This window comes from Moraxella sp. DOX410, from assembly GCF_032248735.1.
Taxonomy (GTDB): Bacteria; Pseudomonadota; Gammaproteobacteria; order Pseudomonadales; family Moraxellaceae; genus Faucicola; species Faucicola tetraodonis.
On the sequence record NZ_CP135138.1, the window covers coordinates 662,230 to 678,941 of the forward strand.

Genomic DNA, 16,712 nt, shown 5'->3' on the forward strand with positions numbered 1-16,712 from the left:
CATAAAAAAAGCTGAGAACCAATCTCAGCTTTTTTTTACTTCATTATTATTTAATTTCAGTTTTTACTTCAGTGGCAGCTTAGCTTTTTAACTAGCTTTTTAAACTAACGTCACTGGCATCAACTGGCAATTGATTGGGTTTTAACGCCACAGGCTGTGATACCAACGCCGCTTTAAATACTTCATCAATCGTTTCTACTGGCTGGATGCTTAAGCCTTGTTTGACATTGTCAGGAATATCAATCAAGTCACGCTCATTGGATTTTGGAATCAACACGTGTTTGATACCGCCACGATGCGCTGCAAGCAGTTTTTCTTTCAAGCCACCGATACGTAACACTTTGCCACGCAAAGTAACTTCGCCTGTCATCGCAATATCGGGGCGAATGGCAATACCTGTCATCGCAGAGGCTAACGCAAGCGTTAACGCAATACCGGCGGATGGACCGTCTTTGGGGGTCGCACCTTCTGGCATATGCACGTGGATATCTGTGCCTTTGAGCTTATCGTAGCTGACGCCTAAGCTATCAGCACGGGCACGGACCACCGTCATCGCCGCACGAATTGACTCTTTCATCACATCACCCAGTGAACCTGTAAAACTTAGTTCACCTTTACCTTGCACCGCAACCGCTTCAATGGTCAATAGCTCACCACCGACTTGTGTCCAAGCCAAACCTGTGACACGACCGACTTCAGGTTCTTGCTCCGCCAAGCCATAATCGAATTGGTACACACCCAAGTAATCAGCGACATTTGAACTATCGACCGTTAATTTGTGTGCCGCGGTTTTATCTTCCGCTTTGTCTTTGCCCGATGATTCAACATTTTGTTTCACCACTTTGCGGGCGATTTTGTTGATTTCACGTTCAAGGTTACGCACACCTGCTTCACGGGTATAACGCTGTACGATCGCTTTGATTGCCTCATCGGTGATATCAATTTCAGTATCACTTAAGCCATTTTGCTTGATGGCTTTTGGTACTAAGTATTTATCCGCGATGCTGATTTTTTCATCTTCGGTATAACCCGGCAGACGAATCACCTCCATACGGTCAAGTAGCGCAGGCGGAATATCCATACTATTAGCGGTACAGATAAACATCACTTGTGATAAGTCTAAATCCATATCCAAGTAGTGATCGTTAAAGCTATGATTTTGCGATGGATCTAACACTTCAAGCAGTGCTGAAGCAGGGTCACCACGAAAATCTTGCGCCATTTTATCGATTTCATCGAGTAAGAATAGCGGATTTTTTACGCCCACTTTTGAGAGTGATTGCACGATTTTACCTGGCATAGCACCGATGTAAGTACGTCGGTGTCCACGGATTTCAGCTTCATCACGCACACCGCCCAATGCCATACGGATAAACTCACGGCCTGTCGCACGGGCAATGGATTCACCCAAGGAAGTTTTACCCACCCCAGGCGGACCTACCAAGCAGAGAATCGGACCTTTTAAGGTATCCACGCGAGATTGCACTGCCAAGAACTCCAAGATACGATCTTTCACGTCTTGTAAACCATAATGGTCAGTGTCAAGCACGTCATGGGCTTTGTTAAGGTCGATTGAGACATCACTGGTTTTGTTCCAAGGGGTATCTAAAATCCACTCGACATAGTTGCGCACGACCGATGACTCAGAAGAGGCAGCTGGCATGGTTTTGAGTTTACGAAACTCATTTTCTGCTTTTTTACGCACCGCTTCTGGCAAATCGGCTTCCGCTAAACGTTTTTCTAGCTCAGCAATGTCGTCATCTTCATAATTTTCACCGCGTTCTTCATGAAGGTCAGAAAGCTCAGATTTTATCGCTTTCATTTTTTCATTTAAGAAATACTCGCGCTGGTTGTTTTCCATCTGGCGACGGACCGCTTCTTGTAATTCTTGCTCGATATTGTGCTCGGCACTTTGCTGAATCAAATAGTCTGACAATTCTTTGATATGCGCAGTCAAATCATCGACTTCCAGAAAGTTTTGTTTAATCGATAAATTGAGCGAGACACGCGTCGCAATGAAATATACCAACTCTTCAAGTTGGGTAATGCGCTCAGCCACACGAATTAACTCGCGTGAGTTACGTAGGCGATTTTCGGCATATTTGCTAAACAAAGCAACTAACGCTTCTTTGTGCGATTTTTGCGTTTTAGCGGTCATATTGACGGTGATAGGCGCTTTTTCAAAATCGGCCAGTAATACCGCTTCTTCCTCATCGGTGTCTTGAATATTGACCAATTTGGCACGGTAAAGACCTTCAATCAGCACTTTGATGCAATTTTCGTCATTTTCATGTGGCATGGTATTGACGACACGGCACACCGTACCATATTCGAATAGATTGCTGGCATCAATGTCTTCAGATAGTGAGTCTTTTTGTGCCACCACCAATACTTTATTGTCAAATTCATTTTGCGCAAGCTCGACTGCTTTGACTGAGGGCGTACGACCCACAAATAAAGCAATTTGCATTTGTGGATACACCACAACGTCACGTAAAGCTAACAATGGTAGCGTAGTGAATTCTTGCGACTCAGATGATTCTGGATTTGTCATTAAAACATCATCTTGCATATACTATGTCCCCTTAAATAACACAACAAGCAACTGACCATTTGTGAGCAAATGATGGCTTGCTGATAGACTTAAAAATATAAATGGCGTCAATGCAAAAAATTGCAAGGCTAGCGATTCAAAGGGGGAAAAAACAACGAACCGAGTGCGATAAAATGATAACAAAGTGCTAAAAATAACCACTGCAATCCTAGACTTAGCCTAATGTCGCTGTGATATTGATGTATCCTTAGCTAATTTTTTAGGCTAGTTTATATGTCTCTAATTTATGCGTGTCTAATTTATATATATCTAAAAGTCGTCCAAGTCTTCAGAATTCACTCGGGTAAAGGCATCAGCTTGGGTTAAAAGTTGCGTTAACCTAGCGGGATTCATGACACTGGCAATTTCTGAATTGCTTAATTCACCGCTTGATGGGTATAAGGGTTGATGGACTTGGCTAGTGTCGGTATGGGTATCGCTATCAATATTAATCTCAATATCAGCATCATTGTCGGTTATGGCAGGTGAGGTCATCACCACATGTTGAAACAGGGAGTTGTCATTTTTTTGCATGGGATTGTTCCACCAAATAGCGTCTAAATAACCATAGTTTACTCGGCGTGATTAAGGCATCAAGCTTGATATCCCAAGGATTGCTGTCAAGTTTTTCAACCAATTGAAAATCATAAGCCCAGCCAATTTTAAGCGGTTTGCTTTTAGCTTTGGCTAAGGTGCGGTCGTAGTAACCGCCACCCATACCCATACGATTGCCAATTTTATCTGCTGCCACTAGCGGCATAAACAATACATCAAGCGCCGCTACGTTAAGCATTTTTCCTTTCTCAGGTTGGCGCATACCTAGCGGGTGTTTGGGTAGGCGAGATTGTCGCCAAGTTTTTTGGCTAAATTGGATAAATACCAGCGGCTGATGTTTGCCAGTGACGACAGGTAAATAAATACGATAACCGCGCTGTCTCGCCCAATCCATCAGCGGTTGGGTAGGCATCTCCCCAAAGGCATCTGCAAAAATCCCGACCTTGACGTTTTTGCCAGTTAAAGCAGGATGCTGTAGTCGGTTTAAACTTCGTCGTGCTTGATAAGCCGCGCGATTACGGTGGCGCTTGGATAAGCGTAAACGTTGTTGACGTAACTGTTTACGCAAGTGATGAGCATTCATAGATTCATAGCGATGATGGAATGGTTATAGATTATAGTTAAGCCATTGATAATAAATCAAAATCAAAAAAAAGCCAAATGGCTGATTAGACTTAGTTGCTTAGCTATTTATTCACTTATTTATTCACTTATTTATTTGTTTAGACACCCAAACATCCTACCGCTAGTGTATAACCCATAACAAGTGTCTACTACCTGTTATTACCTGTTAAGCCATGCCTTTTGAAATCGTTGAAAAATAAAGCATTTTTTCGGGCGGTGATACTGGATTTTAGCAGACCTACAGACTCAAACTTAACTAGCAGCGCCTGTAAAAGATGATATGATTGCTGATAACGAGGATGGCGGTTTATGTATACGTCTTTAAATTTTTATCTCAAGTCCAATTACTAAAGTTTGGCTTGTAAGTTAGCTCGTTTGTAGTTTATGTTGCATTTTTTTAAATTGCTGTGTTAATAACTTAGGAAAAATTAATGGATGCACTCAGTATGTTGCTTGAAGATATACATTTGTATCAAACTCAGTATCACTATATACACGCCACTGGGGAGTGGTCGTTTGAGTTAGATAAAAAAGATTGTATCGTGTTTTATTTGATTACTACAGGTGGGATTAGTATTAAGGTCGATGATGTATATCGCAACGCATACGCGCGCGATGTGGTCATGGTGCCAGGCGGCAAGAAACACATTATTTGTGGTGTGGGGCAATCTGATATTCCATCAATTGACATTGCCCCGTTATTAAGCAACCAGACTGTTGAAATTATCCACTTGGGTAACCCGGTCATTCATAGCAAAGGTGATGAGCCAGCGCAAACAACCGAAATAGTCGCGATTGTGTGCCATTACGATCGAGAGATTACGCGCCCGTTACTCAGCGCTTTACCAGAAATTTTGCCAGAAAGCGAATCAAAAGATGAGCAAAAAATGATTATGCTAGATTTGGGGGTCAAATTTTTGGCATTAGAATCTGAGCAGAACCGACTTGGTAAAATGACCATTATCAATCGTATTGCCAGTATTTTGATGATTGAGTGTGTACGCAATTATATTGAGGATTTGCCCGAAGCGACAGATAATTGGCTAAAAGCGGTGAAAGACCCTTACCTTGCCAAGGCGTTGGCAGTCATGCATGATCGACCCGAGACCAATTGGACCATTCATAAGTTAGCTGAAGTCGCCGGGATGTCACGCAGTAGTTTTGCCGAGCATTTTCGTGAGGTAGTGGGTGTGCCGCCGTTAACTTATTTAACCGACTATCGACTTCGTCTTGCAGCGCGGTATTTACGGCTACAAGAAAATAGCATTAGCCGTATCAGTGAGTTAGTGGGTTATGCCTCCGATAGTACCTTTAGCCAAGCATTCAAACGCGTCTATAAAATGTCACCACGAAAATATCGCCAATCGTTTCGAACCGATAGTGTGCATTTTGCTGACAGCTTGAGCGAGGAGTAAGTCTGTAGTGGACAACCCTAATTAACCACAAAAAAGCAGGTTTGCTGCGGTTTTGTGGTTATTGCCACTTTTATAGCAAGCTTTATGTCTTAGAGCGAGTTTTATGGCAACTAAGAATGACCAGTCTATTTTCATAGCAATATCTGTTAGGTTATGTCGACAGGGGTATGATATAGTGACAAGCACTGTCCCATATTTTATCAGCTGCGATTGCCAACATGGAAACTTCAACTACCAAAGGTCAACCTGTCGAAGCACATGGCTTGCACATCAAGCCCAATCCAGAACACCCTGCGATGGACCATCGTGGTGTTAACCCAATGGATGTTACCAGTCACTACACCGCCGTGTTTCATGCCCAAGAAAACGCAGTGACCCAGTATTTTGAGCACTCCCATCCCAACCAACTGTTATTTTATATCTCCAGTAAAAAATCCCAGTTTATTGAAACTAAAAAACTGCAAGTCGCCAAATATTTAAATATGCGCGATAATGTTGGGCTGATGCAACTGCAGCATTTGTTCAATAATTTACATATCGTCGATGATTTGGTGATGTCGATTAGCCATCATTTACCGCCGCAGCGACCGATTGGTTGGCAGCTTGTCAGCCAAAACAAAAATTTAATGAACCTGCCAACCGTAGGCTTGCTGCCATCATCCGCTGAATTTCGCGGTCTTGAGCATAGTTTGGCGGCGACCGTGATTGAGTTTTTGGGGGTGGCATGCTATCACAATGACCGGGGTTATTTTGTCGGGCATATTTTAGGTTATTTATTTAGTTGTTATTATTTTGCCCATCTCGGTGTCAACTATTCAGTCACCCCATTAAAAGAGGCGGCGATTCCCAATTACCCTTACCAAGTCATCAATGTGGCAGAATTGGTGAGACTATTGCAATCACTCGATGAGTCGCTCAAAGCGCAAGTGTATCAATTAGCCATCTATTGTGCGCAAATCAGTGAATACGCCGTTGACAAACGAATCGAGAAAATGCTGATTACTGAGGTCAATAGCTTTAACAAACAAGACTTGCGCGATGAGCTATCGGTATTGGTACAATATGATTCCAATGAAAACGAGTCTTTATTTCAGCCTATTAAGCCTTTAAAATAACGCTAATTTTACCCGTTGGGAACTCAAATGCCCGCATTTCAGTACAAAGCCATGGATACCCAAGGCAAGTCACACCAAGGTATTCTTGAAGGCGATTCTGCTAGGCTAATCCGCCAACAACTGCGCGATAAAAATTTACTGCCTGTCGAAGTCTCACCTGTACAAAAAACCGATGTCAGTCGCAACCGATTGTGGCAAAAAGGGGTGGGCGCGTATGATTTGGCATTAATCACCCGCCAATTGTCGGTGTTGTTGGCAGCGTCGATACCGATTGAACAAGCGTTGCAAGCGATTGCCAAACAAAGCGAAAAACCGCATGTCAAAGCGTTGATGCATGGTGTGCGTGCCAAAGTATTGGAAGGCTATAGCCTAGCGAGCGCGTTACAAGACTCTGGTAATTTTCCAGCGATTTATATCGCCACCATTGCCGCAGGTGAGCGCTCAGGGCATTTGGATTTGATTTTAAACCAGTTAGCCGATTACACCGAAAATCGCTTTGCCATGCAAAAAAAGGTACAAGGCGCGATGGTGTATCCGATAATTTTGCTGATGATGGCAGTGGCAGTGGTGGTGGGTTTGATGAGCTTTGTCGTGCCAAAAATTGTCAAAGTGTTTGAACAATCTGAGCAAGCGCTGCCATGGATTACCCAAGTAGTGTTGGCATTGTCTAATCTCTTAACCCAATGGTGGTGGCTGATATTAGGCGGGCTAATTGGTGCGGTGTTTTTATTTGTGAAGTTTATTAAAACGGCGGCAGGCAAAGCCGCTTTTGACCAATTTGTCTTGCGGTTGCCGGTGTTTGGTAAATTATCGCGAAATCTTAACGCATCACGTTTTGCCAGTACGTTAGCGATTTTGGTACGTTCAGGGGTGCCATTGGTGGAAGCACTGGCCATCGGCGCGGCAGTCACCACCAATACCCATATCAAACATACCATCGCGCGCGCCACAGAAAAAGTCACCGAAGGCGCGAGCCTATCAAGCCAGCTTGAGCGCAGTAATTATTTTCCGCCGATGATGGTACAGATGATTAAAAGCGGCGAGAATTCAGGCGAGCTTGATGACATGCTGACGCGTGCAGCAGCGATGCAGCAAAATGAGGCCACCAATATGATTAGCACGCTATTGTCACTACTTGAGCCGCTGATGTTGGTGCTGATGGGCGTGATTGTCATGACCATTGTGATGGCAGTGATGCTCCCGATTATCAATATGAATGATTTGGCGGGCTAAACCCTAAAACCGCCAAAGAATTAATGGCTAAATAATCCGACAAAGTTAACCAAATCGGTATGCAAATTGTCAAAAAAGCCGTGTAAAATCCTAACACCTTATCAAAAAGCGCTAAAAATTTAAAAAATGGAAATTCGTATGTGTTGTGCTCATGTATCAAAAAATCGTCAAGCGGGTTTTACTTTAATTGAAGTCATGGTGGTGATTGTCATTTTGGCAATTTTGGCAGGTCTTGTGGTACCCAAAGTAGTCGGTCAAAGTGACAAAGCCCGCGTCAAAACCACCGAAACGGCTTTATCTACCACCTCAAATGCCATTGATATGTTTAAAGTGGACAATGGTCGCTATCCCACCACCCAAGAAGGGTTAGAAGCCCTAAACAAGCCACCACAAGGCGCCAAAAACTGGCCAGAGGGCGGGTATATTAAAGGCGGTTTTCCGAAAGATGGCTGGGATAATGACCTACAATACGTTATCCCAGGTACCGAAGGCAGAACCTATGATTTATTCTCACTGGGGGCTGATGGCAAAGAAGGCGGCGAAGGACAAGACGCAGACATTTTTGCTAAGTTATAACTTTCGTGTTTTCACTGGGTTAACGAAATCAGAGTCACGCACTCTGATTTTTTTTGCTAGGTTTTTGGACAGGGATTAGCTAAAATTAGTGGTCATAGTATAATTACGTGGCTTAAAACGTATAAATCTGAAACGTATAAATTTAGAACATATGAGAAGTTGTCTTTGAAAAATCTACCCCCTATGCCTACGCCCCTGTGTTGTTTTCGAACCTTGAGTCGTCATGTCTGTTTGCTTGGCACGCTACTGGCTGTCGCTAGCCTTACCATGCCAAGTGCCCAAGCGATTAGTTTGAGTGAGGTGTTTGGCGGTAATTACACTCCCAGCTTGACCGCCAAAGACAAGCCGCTACCGGTGCATGAGGCTTTTAAAGTCTATACTGAGCAAAAAGGGCAAGTAGTGACCATTCATGTGGATGTCAAAGCAGGCTATTATGCATATCGGGATAAATTAACCTTACAATTGCCTGACGGGGTAACAGCGACGCCACTACAATTTAGTGCAGCACCGACCTATGTGGATGACCCGGATTTTGGTCGGGTGCCTGTGTTTGAACACCCCTTTACTGCCACAACCACCTTGAGCGCGGATAAGGCAATCACCTCGCAACCTGCTACGGTCAAATGGCAGGGCTGTGCCAAAATAGGGCTTTGCTATCCCCCTGAAAAGACCAAATTTGTCATCACCCAATTGGCCGCTTCCACCAAAAATGGCGCAAAAAAATCAGACGCAATGACGTCAAAAACGGTGCAAGGCAAAGTCACCAATACCGTGGCGACGACCAGCGATGCTGCCCCGACAACGACTCAGCAATCTGCTAGCTTGCCCCCTGCTAAAACCGTCGATGAGACAACTAGTACACCGTCTGCCATCGATGCGCTGTCCAGTGGCACTACAGACGCAGCGGGGCAGCAAGTCGCATCGACCACAGTGACCGATGCTTCAGCCACCGATGTTTTAACTACAGCGCAGTTAACGGCATCCGCCCCTATAGCCTCCGTTACATCGTCGCAACCTGTCCAAACAACTGTCATGACTAAACCCGCGGCTTCATCGGCGGCGGTTGCAACGAGTTTGACAGCTAGCGCTAGCAATCAAGATATTTTTGGATTGACCAAGCATAGCGGTGTTGCGTTATTGCTGTTGTTTTTAGCGGGATTGGGGTTGGCTTTTACCCCTTGTGTGTTACCTATGCTGCCGATTGTAGCCAATATCGTTGCCCGTCAACATCGTCCATCCGCCAAAAAAGGGTTATTACTCACGGGCAGTTATGGCGTGGGTGTTGCCACCAGTTATGGCATTTTGGGCGCAGTGGTGGCGTTATTTGGGCAATCTTTGGGTATACTAAACTGGCTACAAAACCCTGTCATTTTGCTAATTTTTGCAGGGTTATTTATCCTGCTTGGACTGTACATGTTGGATGTCATTCGCTGGCAATTGCCGCATGCGCTGCGTGTTAAGTTCCAAAAAATCAGCCAAATTGGGGCAAATCGACTCGGTAGCTTAAGTGGTAGTTATTTGACGGGCTTGTTTTCTGCACTGGTTGTCTCCCCTTGTGTGACGGCACCCCTTGCAGGTGCGTTGGCAGGTGTGGCAGCGCTGGGTGATCCTGTGATGGGGTTTGCCGCATTGTTTTTATTGGGGCTTGGGCTATCCACACCGCTCATTTTACTGGGCGCCACCCAAGGTAATTTTATGCCAAAAGCAGGCGAGTGGATGAACTGGGTCAAAACCAGTTTTGGTTTGCTGTTATTTGGCGTCGCTTTATTGATGATAGAGCGTATATGGCTATCAAGCGGGATGCTGATGCTATGGGCGCTGTGGTTTGCTGTGATTGGCTTATGGCTGTGGCGCTGGCAGGGCAAAAAAGGTCAATTACTCACTCAAGCACTAGCATTGCTAGCAGGCATTTGGTCAGCGTGTCTGGTGATAGGCGCTGCCTCAGGTAGTCAAGATAGTTGGCAGCCGCTTAACAAGCTTGTCAATACCTCAGGGCAATCGGCATTCACGGCAACGAAGACCACCCAGACGATTAAAATCACCAAACTGTCACAGCTTGAGCCCTTGCTTACGCAATATCCAAAGCTAGTCGTCGATGTCACCGCAGAATGGTGCATCGAATGTCGTATCATGGATAAAATTTTTGCCAACCCGCCGCAAAGTTTAGCCAGCTGGCAAGTTGTCAAACTCGATGTGACTGACAATACGGCGGATAGCCAAGCAATCTATAAAAAACTAGCCGTGTTCGGTCCGCCTGTATTGTTGTTTTACCAAAACGGTCAACTGGTAGCAAGACAAAACGGTGCAGTCAAACGCTCTGATTTTGAGCAACTTTTGTCCCAATTAAATTAACTCTAAACTCAGTTAAAGAAAATTCAGTTCAAGAAAACTCAGTTCAAGAAAACTCAGTCAAATGATTCATTGACCCATTCAACCATAAAGGTTAAATAAAAATTGAACTATCACTTAGCAAAGTCTATAGCCATCCCGTTAACTTTCGGGGTGCTAATTTTTGTCACTGGGTGTTCCCATGAAGGCAATGCCGACCAACAGCCAAGGCAAAATAAAAGCCAAAACCAAAGCGGAAATAGCCAGTTAGCAAGCCCAAATTCACCGTTAGCAGGCTCAAAGTCCAATCAACAGACGGCTAAAAATTCAGCAAGTTATACTGACAAAAAACGTCAGGCAACAAATATTCAATGCAACAACGCCGTCATTAATCAAGCTTATCAAGCCAAAAATCCCAGCGTTAAACGACAGGTATTAGGGTGTGGTACGGTGATTAAAGTGCTAAAAGACGATAATGAGGGTAGCCGCCATCAAAAATTTTTGGTCAAAATTGATAACTACCCAAACATCACGGTGTTAATTGCCCATAATATTGATTTGGCACCGCGCATCGAGGGTATCGAAACCAAAAATCCCATTCGTTTTTATGGTGAATATATTTATAACGACAAAGGTGGCGTTGTACATTGGACACACCGTGACCCCGCTAGCCGTCATCAAGACGGTTGGCTTGAGTATCAAGGTCAGCAGTATCATTAGAATTACCCATACAAGCACCCATAGAAATACCAATAATTGACGAGCCAATAGTTGATTAAAACTTTACTTTACTGTTAAAAATTATTATGCATTTGTTAACTATTTTTCATCAATTTTTGCTATCATGAACGATATTTTTGTAAGAAGGTCAACCTATGTTACAACTTACGCTTTACCGTACCGCTTTATCGCTTGCTATACTAGCCACACTAACAGTTACAGCAACGGCGCAGGCAAAAACTTCAACAAAAGCTTCAACAAAAACTTCAACAAAAGCTTCAACAAAAGCTTCAACAAAACCCTCAACACAAGATTCAACAAAAACTTTAATAGAAACAACCGTTATCCCTGTCGACCAACAAACGCTGCTCACCTGTTCAAAAATCACTGAAAATATCGCGCGTTTAGCTTGTTTTGACAAGATAAGCGTTGGTAAAATCGAACCTGAAGCCAAGGCGCCCCTTGATATTGCCAAAACCTTGAAAGTGAGTATCAAAGAAGGTAAAGCAGTGCCCGTGTTAGCCGTGGATCAAACGACAACCGTCACGACCCCCATTAAAAACGAGCAAAAAAAACTGGATCATTTGGTACCCAACAAGCTTGACAAAACCATCTTAAAACAAGTGGGGGTGACTGCAACGGATGTGGAAAAATATACGCCACTGAGTGTGTTATATGACTTGGATAAAAATGATCCCAAAGGGATACTGACGATACGTCCACATTTGCCCATGTATGTCATGCCGCTTTGGTACAACGCGACGCCAAACTATGATATTCATTCACCCACCCAAGATCATGTTCGCGCATCGAAAGATTCTTTGCAGCACTTAGATAGCAAGCTGCAAATTTCAATGAAAACCAAGCTTGCCCAAGATGTGTTTGATACCAATGCCGATGTGTGGCTTGGCTATACCCAGCAGTCTTATTGGCAGGTGTACAATGGCAAAAGCTCAAGACCTTTTCGCAGTTCAGATTACCAGCCAGAGATATTTTTGACACAGCCTATCAAGGGTGATCTGCCTGGGAATGGGTCATTAAGAATGTTGGGCGCGGGGCTAGTGCATGAATCAAATGGACAGTCAGACCCGTTATCCCGTTCTTGGAATCGTATCTATGCGATGGCAGGAACAGAGTGGGGCAAACTCACCGTGATTCCAAGACTGTGGCTCATCGCCAATGAGAACAGTAAAGACTCGGATAACCCAGATATTGGGGACTACATGGGCTATGGCGATGTGCGTTGGTTGTATCCGCTCAATGACCAAAGCACGGTGGGTGGTGTGATGCGTTATAATCCAAGCACCAATAAAGGCGCTATACAGGTGGATTATGCCTATCCATTGACAGGCGGTATGAAAGCGATTTTACAAGTATTCCATGGCTATGGTGAAAACATCCAAGACTATAATCATAAGAGCACCAATGTCGGTATTGGTATCATGTTTAATGATTTTAAAGGGCTTTAACTGCGTTTATGGCAATCGTAGCCCCCTTGCCTTGGTGGCGATTGCCCTTTGCCATGGCGTTGGTATATCAAGCGAAAGTTCATCACCGTTGCCAATTATGTGGCATCAATGATTGCGCTGCACCAGGCTTTGATAACTTAGCACCGCGTCACCATGACCATTGGTTCAATCGACAGCAATTTCTTTGTCAGCCATGCCATAGCCAGTTTGCATGGTCCGCGTCATGCTTTAATTTGCAACTTAAGCAAACGTCACTGCGTGGCGTAGCCAGCGGCTACTATCAATATCCCCTAAACCAGATCATGCTTGGGTACAAAAATGGGCAGCAGTTACATCATCTGCCCGTTTTGGTTCAAGCTATCAGACAACTGCATATTCCCAAAGGTTGTCATTCCAAAAACTCTTTAATTGTTAAAGTGCCAACAAGTTTACAGCGCATTAGGCAACGCGGCTTCGATCCGCTTGCCATTTTAACCGCTTATTTAAGCTTTCACTGGCAAATCCCTGTTTATACGGGTGTGCAGCGACTCGACCGACCTCACCAGCAGGGTCTAAGCCGAGAAGAGCGTTTGGATAATATCAAAGATGCGTTTTCTCTAACAGATATGCCCCCTAGCAAAAATTTGATTTTGTTTGATGATGTGGTGACGACAGGTGCCACCCTGTCTGAATTGGCTAATCTACTCACAAATTATTACCCATCTGCCCATATTCATGCGTATTCAGTCTTACATGGTAAGGTTTTGCATTAGGTCCTGCTTGTCATTGTTTTGCGAGCAAAGTGGCACCGCCATATTGTTAAAGCTCGCAGATAGAGACGGGCAACAAGTGTGTTTTTGGAAGGATGCTTTAAAATACTAAGCTAAAAATGATTTGATAATACGTGAGCGCCCTTTCGTCCTAATTCGCTTAGCAACGATAAGTGGCTCAGGTAAACTATGGGTAGTAAGCTTTAGGTATGACAATTAACAAAAATACTGCGATAATAGGTATGTTTTTTGCTTTAATGTTAGAATGGTTTGTGCTAGTAAACATGGTATGATAGGTCGTTTATCAAGGGGTATGGGTGGGTATCGTGATGAAAGTTTTGAAAAGACAGTATCATCGTGACCGAGACCAAGGTTTTACGCTGATCGAGGTTGTCATCACCATTGCAATTATAGCTATCATTGCGGCGATGGCAGCGCCTAGTATGCAACGACAGATTCAGCAAGCCAGAATCAAAGATGGGGCAAACATCATTGAAGCTGCGCTAAAAGATGCAAGAACCCAAGCAATGATTGCTCAGCGATCTACTAGGGTAGTGCTAACCAATAGCTCATCAAGCAAAAAAATCACTGTATTGTATGTAAAAAGGTCGGCAACAGATGCTGATGAAATGCTGTCTGACTATACGCTAGACAAAAATTTGACGATTACCGCTAGCCCGAGTGCCTTAACTGCAGTTAGTTTTACCCCTTATAAAAAAGCTTATCCAGGTGACACGGGAACTAGACCTGACAACACAGACACAGATAGCTCGACTAATTTTTCAGTGTGTTATGGCGCTGGGTCTGATAAATATACCATCATGGTCGATGCAAACAGTAATATTGTCACTAGCAAAAATGGGACGTGTTCATGAATTCACAAAAAGGCATCGGCTTAATAGAAGTGCTGGTAGCGTTGATGTTGTTAGCAATCGCGGTGCTTGGATTCACTGCGATGCAGATGACCGCAGTCAAAGCCACCGATGAGAGTTTGATGCGTACCCGAGCATTAACGGTACTGCGTGGTGCAGCCGAGATGATGCGAGCGAATATAGATGGCATACCCGCATTCAAAACAGCGATTAACGGCACCGCCACTACACTCACCAACACAGATACTAGCAATGTGGCTATCACCAAAGATAGTTGTATGACAGGGGGTACGCCTGTGTCCTGTACGATTAAGCAATTGGCAGTAAAAGACGCCTTAACCGTCAAGCAATATGCCGCAGACAATGGCTTGAACGTGGGTATGGCAACTTGCCCTACCAAACGCACGACAACCACTAGCGCTAGTGGTGTTGCCACAACGATTAGTACGGTTGGACAAGACCGCCAATGCCTGATTGCCGCTTGGGGCGATACCGACCCGATTTTTTTGGATAACGCTGTTGCGTCCGATACGACTAAAGACAAACCCTGCGCTAATGAAGATGCGGTCTATAATTTTGGTGCACAATGCTTCATTATGGAGGCATACTGATGATATCAAGTTATCGTTCTACTTCAGGCTTTACTTTAATAGAGCTCATGATTTCATTGGTATTGGGGCTGCTGATTTCTGCTGCGGTGATACAAGTATACCTAACGAATACCAAAACCGCCTCAACCCAAAAAAGTGGCAGTGAGCTACAAGAGGCAAGCGTTTTTGGTTTGCAGCAGCTAGAGAGCCATTTGCGATTGGCAAATTTGGGAAATTCAGTAACCTCTATTACCGATACAACGGCGGGCGGTGGCATCGTCATTTCACCTGAAAATATTGGTTTGGAACCCACAGACACCTCCAAAAATCTTTATTTTACCCGCAATGGAGGTGATTCTAATATCACAGGGATCAATAGCGACCAGTTAACGATTCAATTTAAAAATACCACAGGTGTAAAAATTCCTGATTGTGAAAGTGCTGATATTGATCCAAAAGCTACTGTAATTGAGCGATATTTTATTAGAAGTTCAAGTACCACAGGGCAAGGGCTGTTGCTAGCTTGCGATGCGGGTAGGGTTACAGATACAGGTATTACTGGTTTGAGTGCGAACTATCAAAGCGGTGGCAGCGAGGTAATCTTAGGGGTAGACCAATTCAAAATCTTGTTGGGTATCCAAACTGACGCACCTAGTGATGCTGGGTTGATGCGCTACCTGACCGCCAGTGAGTATTTAGCATTGTCTGGTACCAAGCCGCCCATTACCGCAGTCAAAATTGGGCTAATTGTCCGAGGCAGTTCACCTGTCATCGGTAGCGATGTCGCGACCAGCTTTAAATTATTAGGCGCAACTCAGCCATTAAAATCAGGACAGCCTAAACTGGTACGTACTACCTATGAATCTACGACCTTACTTAGAAACGCCCGAGTTATCAATATTGACACCAGTACGACATTAACTGCGGGGAGTTAGCCAATGTGCAATCCAATCCTATCAATCAGCACGCAATCCGCGCTTATCCGTCCAACAAACAACGGCTATAACTTGCCATCTCATCAACGCGGCGCAGCGCTCATAGTAGTATTGTTGTTTTTGGTGCTTATCCTATTGGCAGGCGCGATAGCAGTACGTCAAAGTACCACGGATCTCAGAACTGCCACCGCTGACCAAATCAACACCTTGTTGCTACAATCAGCCGATAGTGGCAATCAAAAGTTAGAGGCGATGGTGAATGCCAATCCTAGTTCACAGGCATATAAAGATATCACGAGCGTGTCAGGGGCTATCGGGCATTTTTTACTCAATTCAGACAATGCTACCAACGAATTTATCTACTGCTATAATCCGCGTGAAAAAAAATACCTTGCCAAAAACGCTACCATCCTAAAAAAAGGCGGGGGCTACTGGAGTGGGCGTGACAGTGGCTACTGTGACTATACCAGTGCCGATAGCTACACAAGTGATAGACAAACCTCAATGACCCAGATGAATATTGCGGTCACCCCACCTGAAACCGATGCTGAACCATTTTCACAAATGGTGATTGGGAAAGAAGTAGAAAACCGCACCAGTAAAAAGTTCAAGTTCGACATTCGCGCCACTGCAGCCTTACCTGCGTATGCAGAGCCTAAGGTGGGTTTTGATAAATGCTTTGAACAAACTGCTATCCAAGACAATGTGAGTGCAGGAAAATATTCTCTCATTGAGTGTATGCGTAAAGCAAACACCCCAAGCAAGATGCTTTACGAGCAAGCGGATGTCGAGAATATGTCAAGCTCAACCAACTGTATTCCGTTTGGCAAAGGCACAGGGACATTATCGTCAAAATGTACTTTAACCTCATCAGGTAGATAAGGTTTGTTAACATAAAGATAATGTGGTGATAACGATGAAACCTAAATTTGGTGTTA

At 44.2% G+C, this 16,712-nt stretch carries 15 protein-coding genes; 12 read left to right on the plus strand and 3 right to left on the minus strand.

Translation table 11 applies throughout. From position 1 onward, the window contains the following. Positions 1-91: 91 nt before the first annotated feature. The 3 genes from lon to RNZ41_RS03065 form a co-directional block, all read right to left on the minus strand. Entirely contained in the window at positions 92-2,572 is a 2,481-nt protein-coding gene (gene lon / locus RNZ41_RS03055; protein ID WP_409950655.1) for an endopeptidase La, read from the minus strand. Positions 2,573-2,863: 291 nt separating this feature from the next. Next, positions 2,864-3,127, minus strand: a complete 264-nt coding sequence (locus RNZ41_RS03060; protein WP_076774006.1) for a hypothetical protein — start codon at positions 3,125-3,127, stop codon at positions 2,864-2,866. Then, positions 3,114-3,731: a 5-formyltetrahydrofolate cyclo-ligase gene (locus RNZ41_RS03065; protein WP_076774007.1), complete on the minus strand. Its 618-nt coding sequence runs from the start codon at positions 3,729-3,731 to the stop codon at positions 3,114-3,116. Before RNZ41_RS03065 ends, RNZ41_RS03060 begins: the two co-directional genes overlap by 14 nt. 472 nt (positions 3,732-4,203) lie before the next feature. On the opposite strand from RNZ41_RS03065, the gene RNZ41_RS03070 reads away from it, so the two are divergent. The 12 genes from RNZ41_RS03070 to RNZ41_RS03125 all read left to right on the plus strand — a co-directional run bounded on the left by RNZ41_RS03070 (position 4,204) and on the right by RNZ41_RS03125 (position 16,656). Then, positions 4,204-5,187: an AraC family transcriptional regulator gene (locus RNZ41_RS03070; RefSeq protein ID WP_314027553.1), complete on the plus strand. Its 984-nt coding sequence runs from the start codon at positions 4,204-4,206 to the stop codon at positions 5,185-5,187. A gap of 218 nt (positions 5,188-5,405) precedes the next feature. Beyond that, positions 5,406-6,302: a hypothetical protein gene (locus tag RNZ41_RS03075; protein WP_314027554.1), complete on the plus strand. Its 897-nt coding sequence runs from the start codon at positions 5,406-5,408 to the stop codon at positions 6,300-6,302. A 27-nt stretch (positions 6,303-6,329) separates the two neighbouring features. Then, a complete protein-coding gene (gene gspF, locus RNZ41_RS03080) occupies positions 6,330-7,535 on the plus strand; it encodes a type II secretion system inner membrane protein GspF (protein WP_314027555.1) in 1,206 nt (401 codons plus the stop codon). A gap of 126 nt (positions 7,536-7,661) precedes the next feature. Next, positions 7,662-8,111 carry a type II secretion system major pseudopilin GspG gene (gene gspG / locus RNZ41_RS03085; RefSeq protein ID WP_060994583.1) on the plus strand — a complete coding sequence of 150 codons (450 nt, stop codon included), beginning with the start codon at positions 7,662-7,664 and terminating at the stop codon, positions 8,109-8,111. A 165-nt stretch (positions 8,112-8,276) separates the two neighbouring features. Then, the gene (locus RNZ41_RS03090) at positions 8,277-10,463 is read left to right on the plus strand and encodes a cytochrome c biogenesis protein CcdA (protein ID WP_314027556.1); all 2,187 of its coding nucleotides are present in this window, start codon (positions 8,277-8,279) and stop codon (positions 10,461-10,463) included. A gap of 102 nt (positions 10,464-10,565) precedes the next feature. Continuing rightward, entirely contained in the window at positions 10,566-11,159 is a 594-nt protein-coding gene (locus tag RNZ41_RS03095) for a DUF3465 domain-containing protein (RefSeq protein WP_314027557.1), read from the plus strand. 155 nt (positions 11,160-11,314) lie between these two features. Beyond that, on the plus strand, positions 11,315-12,628 hold the full coding sequence (locus RNZ41_RS03100) for a phospholipase A (protein ID WP_314027558.1): 1,314 nt from the start codon (positions 11,315-11,317) through the stop codon (positions 12,626-12,628). Positions 12,629-12,636: 8 nt separating this feature from the next. Continuing rightward, positions 12,637-13,380, plus strand: coding sequence for a ComF family protein (locus tag RNZ41_RS03105; RefSeq protein WP_314027559.1), 744 nt, complete (start codon positions 12,637-12,639; stop codon positions 13,378-13,380). Between the two features lie 326 nt (positions 13,381-13,706). After that, positions 13,707-14,252 carry a pilus assembly FimT family protein gene (locus RNZ41_RS03110; protein ID WP_314027560.1) on the plus strand — a complete coding sequence of 182 codons (546 nt, stop codon included), beginning with the start codon at positions 13,707-13,709 and terminating at the stop codon, positions 14,250-14,252. Then, the gene (gene pilV / locus RNZ41_RS03115) at positions 14,249-14,860 is read left to right on the plus strand and encodes a type IV pilus modification protein PilV (protein ID WP_314027561.1); all 612 of its coding nucleotides are present in this window, start codon (positions 14,249-14,251) and stop codon (positions 14,858-14,860) included. Before RNZ41_RS03110 ends, pilV begins: the two co-directional genes overlap by 4 nt. Beyond that, positions 14,860-15,774: a PilW family protein gene (locus tag RNZ41_RS03120; protein ID WP_314027562.1), complete on the plus strand. Its 915-nt coding sequence runs from the start codon at positions 14,860-14,862 to the stop codon at positions 15,772-15,774. The genes pilV and RNZ41_RS03120 overlap by 1 nt, the downstream gene beginning before the upstream one ends. Positions 15,775-15,777: 3 nt before the next feature. Beyond that, on the plus strand, positions 15,778-16,656 hold the full coding sequence (locus tag RNZ41_RS03125; protein ID WP_314027563.1) for a PilX N-terminal domain-containing pilus assembly protein: 879 nt from the start codon (positions 15,778-15,780) through the stop codon (positions 16,654-16,656). The last annotated feature ends 56 nt before the right edge of the window (positions 16,657-16,712 follow it).

What these genes read in the sequence shown, in the direction of transcription:
- lon (WP_409950655.1), bottom strand. Translation starts at nt 2,572, where the DNA reads ATGCAAGATGATGTTTTAATGACAAATCCAGAATCATCTGAGTCGCAA.
- RNZ41_RS03060 (WP_076774006.1), bottom strand. Translation starts at nt 3,127, where the DNA reads ATGCAAAAAAATGACAACTCCCTGTTTCAACATGTGGTGATGACCTCA.
- RNZ41_RS03065 (WP_076774007.1), bottom strand. Translation starts at nt 3,731, where the DNA reads ATGAATGCTCATCACTTGCGTAAACAGTTACGTCAACAACGTTTACGC.
- RNZ41_RS03070 (WP_314027553.1), top strand. Translation starts at nt 4,204, where the DNA reads ATGGATGCACTCAGTATGTTGCTTGAAGATATACATTTGTATCAAACT.
- RNZ41_RS03075 (WP_314027554.1), top strand. Translation starts at nt 5,406, where the DNA reads ATGGAAACTTCAACTACCAAAGGTCAACCTGTCGAAGCACATGGCTTG.
- gspF (WP_314027555.1), top strand. Translation starts at nt 6,330, where the DNA reads ATGCCCGCATTTCAGTACAAAGCCATGGATACCCAAGGCAAGTCACAC.
- gspG (WP_060994583.1), top strand. Translation starts at nt 7,662, where the DNA reads ATGGAAATTCGTATGTGTTGTGCTCATGTATCAAAAAATCGTCAAGCG.
- RNZ41_RS03100 (WP_314027558.1), top strand. Translation starts at nt 11,315, where the DNA reads ATGTTACAACTTACGCTTTACCGTACCGCTTTATCGCTTGCTATACTA.
- RNZ41_RS03105 (WP_314027559.1), top strand. Translation starts at nt 12,637, where the DNA reads ATGGCAATCGTAGCCCCCTTGCCTTGGTGGCGATTGCCCTTTGCCATG.
- RNZ41_RS03110 (WP_314027560.1), top strand. Translation starts at nt 13,707, where the DNA reads ATGAAAGTTTTGAAAAGACAGTATCATCGTGACCGAGACCAAGGTTTT.
- pilV (WP_314027561.1), top strand. Translation starts at nt 14,249, where the DNA reads ATGAATTCACAAAAAGGCATCGGCTTAATAGAAGTGCTGGTAGCGTTG.
- RNZ41_RS03120 (WP_314027562.1), top strand. Translation starts at nt 14,860, where the DNA reads ATGATATCAAGTTATCGTTCTACTTCAGGCTTTACTTTAATAGAGCTC.
- RNZ41_RS03125 (WP_314027563.1), top strand. Translation starts at nt 15,778, where the DNA reads ATGTGCAATCCAATCCTATCAATCAGCACGCAATCCGCGCTTATCCGT.